The sequence below is a fragment of the Serratia sp. (in: enterobacteria) genome (genome assembly GCF_046715635.1).
In the GTDB taxonomy this organism is placed as follows: domain Bacteria; phylum Pseudomonadota; class Gammaproteobacteria; order Enterobacterales; family Enterobacteriaceae; genus Chania.
The window spans coordinates 1-3,560 of sequence record NZ_JBKJYW010000230.1 but is presented as its reverse complement, the minus strand read 5'-3'; the positions used below and the strand labels follow the sequence as shown (position 1 = coordinate 3,560).

Here is a 3,560-nt window from a genome sequence, read left to right as displayed (position 1 = left end):
GGAAAGCAGCGTGATGCCGTGGAACAGGCTATCGCCCAAGACGGCGGGCTGTTCGTCGAGAGCCTGGTACTTGCGCAAGCCTTTTTGCAACACCTCACGCTGGCGGGACAGGTAGGCGGCAAAGTCTCCGTCGGGGCGCAATTGGTCACGGGAGATGTTCAAGGATGGACCGTTGCTGGTCATCAAGATATTGACAGTTTGCTCACGACAACCATCTGGTAGGGCAATACTACCTTCAGTAAAGACACAACGTGGTTCTGAAACCTGAAACATTCCCGTACTCCATGCAAAATCCTTATCAATGGCATGTAGGTTTATCATACTGCTTATAGATAAGCGACGGCAGACAAAGCGAAACTAGCAAAAAAATAATATCGTTCACATCAAATTCGCTTACATATTGATGTCGGCATGATTTCTGATGTTTTGTTATTTGAATCCTGAATGATTCAGGTGCTAGAAGAGTGAGATATCAGATCATGCTTTCAAAGTATCGAGGTAGTCAGCCCATTTTTGCAGCCAGATCTTACACTCATCCTCGTAGCGGTGGAGATCATAGGTGCCTTCGATACCCTTGCGGGAATGACCTAAAACTGCCTCTGCGACTTCACTGGGGCATTTAAGACGAGCCAAGCCTGTACGTACAGTTCGGCGTAGGTCGTGTGGCGTCCAGTGGGGGATATCAAGCATTTTTCCCTTTTTACGCAACTTGCTAGCAAAAAGGGTCAGCGAAGACTGCTGAACGGGTTCATGGCTTATTCGTGAAGGAAATACGAATTGCTCTTTCTCCGTGTAGAGCGATTGGAGGAACTGAGTTGCTTGGAGCGATAACTGCACATGGCGCTCAATCCCGCTTTTGGTTTCCCGCAAGTGAACCGTGCCCTTATCAAGATTAACGTCCTCCCAAGCCATATTGCATATTTCCCCGGTGCGACACCCTGTCCATATCGTCAACCGTAAAATATTTTTAGCATTTGCTGGATAAGCCGAGTGAGGCAACCAGTTGAGCATCTGTATCAATTCATTATCTGACAGAACACGCTTACCGGGTGTGGAGTTGAGTCTCATTTTTGTCTGAGCAAGGCTCGCTTTCGCCAACAACGCCGGATTAGCAAAATTCTCGTCTAATCTCCCAAGTCCGAGAGCAAACTCGTAAGCGGCACAAAGCTCACGCAATACGTTACCAGCCAATGTGTTTGCCCCACGATCAACAACCATCATCACGAGATCAATAACATCTTTTCGGGTAACATCCTGAGCCGCACGATCACCGATTTTATCCATAACATCACAAGTCATCATACGTCGGCATATGTATTGTCCCCCAACCTTCCGTGCTCCTCGAATAATCTTGCCGTCTTTCCCTTTGCGATCTTCAATGCGTTGAGTGAGGTACAGTTCTACCAAGTCTCGGACAGTAAAGAGCGTTTGCTGTTTTACTAACTCAGCCTGCTGTTTTTGTTGTTTTTCAGCTTTCCGCTCACTCGCAGGGCATCGACCTTCATTTTTTACCTGCTTGAGAGTTTTCAGTTCAACGCGAGCCTGCGCCAGAGAGATATTGGGGAAGTGACCGATCTTAGCTTGGACTAGTTTGTTAGTAAGGGGACTGGTGTATCGGTAGAAGAAAGTTTTCAGTCCGGTAGCGCCACAAGTGATCCGTAATGCTCGATTTTCGCCTGTGTCAGCTTTGTCTTTGTCACCGGGTTTCATGGCTTCAATAGCTTTGGTTGACAGTGGTTTTTTCTCTAGTTTTTCCACCTGGTTAGCTCCATGAGTGTCACTGTTACATGACACTCATTATACCATAGGCAAACTAGCAAGCTACATTTTGACCTACAATAAAATGTAGGATTAAGTGGTTTTTAGTGAGATCTAATGGGACAACAAGAAATCATGAAATTCATAAAAATCACTTTAAAATCAACTTAGTGAAGTTAAAATCCTGTTGATTCCATTACGGAAAAATGGGTTGACTACAATAATTAGCCATTATTCCATCCTCTCAAACATCAAATCCCAAACGCCATGTCCCAGACGCTGGCCACGTAATTCAAATTTTGTCAGCGGACGCGAGTCCGGACGCGGTACGTAATCATTGCTCTCGGAGAGATTACGGTAGCCTGCGCTGCTGCTCATGACTTCCAGCATGTGTTCCGCATAGGGTTGCCAGTCGGTGGCCATATGGAATACGCCACCGACTTTTAATTTGCGCTGCACCAGCTCAACAAACGGCGTCTGTACGATGCGGCGTTTGTTGTGGCGTGCCTTGTGCCACGGATCCGGGAAGAACAGCTGCACCATATCCAGTGAAGCGTCCGGGATCATATTCTGCAAGACTTCTACCGCATCGTGGCACATCACCCGCAGGTTGGCCAACTCCGCCTCATGGGCATCGGCCAGGCAGGCACCCACGCCCGGCGAATGGACCTCGATCCCCAGGAAGTTCTGCTGCGGGTTGTTGCCCGCCATGGTGACCAGCGAAGCCCCCATGCCAAAACCAATCTCCAGCACGGTTGGCGCTTCACGGCCAAACAGCGCGGCGATATCGACAGGTTCAGCCTGATATTCCACGCCCATCACCGGCCAATAGTTGTCCAGCGCCTGCTGCTGGCCTTTGGTCAACCGCCCCTGGCGGCGAACAAAACTGCGGATACGGCGCATCGCGCGGCCGTTCTCATCAAATTCTGGGGAGATGACGTCATTAATCATAGTGCTTTCTGTCTATTTGGCTGCCAATTAGGGGAACGCGCATTATGCAAAGATACCTTGCTTTAGCAAGCGTTCATCATCATACCAGATGTGCATCTCCGGAAAGTTCCGGTTTACAGCACCATCACTCTATGCTGCAATCGCGCATCATTATTTATCTGCCGGATAGCGAATTCGCTCATGATGCAAGCACAACAGTTCTCGCACGTAGTGCTTGACTGGTACCAACGCTATGGCCGCAAAACGCTGCCGTGGCAACTCGATAAAACGCCTTATCAAGTATGGCTCTCTGAGGTGATGCTGCAACAAACTCAGGTTGCCACCGTTATTCCTTATTTTCAGCGCTTTATGGCACGCTTTCCGAACGTGCGCGCCTTGGCCGAAGCGCCGCAGGATGAAGTCCTGCATCTGTGGACCGGGCTTGGCTATTATGCCCGAGCCAGAAACCTGCATAAAGCGGCGCAGACCATTGTCGCACAGCACGGCGGTGAGTTCCCGACAACCTTTGAAGAAATTGTCGCTCTGCCTGGCGTAGGCCGTTCAACTGCCGGTGCCATTCTCTCTCTGTCCCAGGGGCAGCACTATCCAATCCTCGACGGTAACGTCAAGCGCGTACTGGCCCGTTGCTATGCCATAGCTGGCTGGCCGGGCAAAAAAGAGGTGGAAAATCGCCTGTGGGAAATCAGCGAAGAGGTCACTCCAGCAAAAGGGGTTGGACAGTTCAATCAGGCGATGATGGATCTGGGAGCGATGGTCTGCACCCGTAGCAAACCCAAATGTGAGTTATGCCCGCTCAATATCGGCTGCATTGCCAACGGCAACAGCAGTTGGGCCAACTATCCAGGCAAAAA

Annotated in this window: 4 protein-coding genes; 1 reads left to right on the top strand and 3 read right to left on the bottom strand. The window is 49.8% G+C overall.

The annotated features are described in order from the left end of the window. The 3 genes from ACLQ7H_RS11630 to trmB all read right to left on the bottom strand — a co-directional run. Positions 1–273: DcrB-related protein (locus ACLQ7H_RS11630; protein WP_411752799.1), on the bottom strand; the 273-nt coding region annotated here is incomplete at its 3' end. Positions 274–477: 204 nt separating this feature from the next. Further along, the gene (locus ACLQ7H_RS11625) at positions 478–1,758 is read right to left on the bottom strand and encodes a tyrosine-type recombinase/integrase (protein ID WP_411752798.1); all 1,281 of its coding nucleotides are present in this window, start codon (positions 1,756–1,758) and stop codon (positions 478–480) included. Positions 1,759–1,989: 231 nt separating this feature from the next. Next, positions 1,990–2,709: a tRNA (guanosine(46)-N7)-methyltransferase TrmB gene (gene trmB / locus ACLQ7H_RS11620; RefSeq protein ID WP_021806299.1), complete on the bottom strand. Its 720-nt coding sequence runs from the start codon at positions 2,707–2,709 to the stop codon at positions 1,990–1,992. A gap of 180 nt (positions 2,710–2,889) precedes the next feature. On the opposite strand from trmB, the gene mutY reads away from it, so the two are divergent. After that, on the top strand, positions 2,890–3,560 hold a 671-nt coding region (gene mutY, locus ACLQ7H_RS11615; RefSeq protein ID WP_411752797.1), incomplete at its 3' end, for an A/G-specific adenine glycosylase.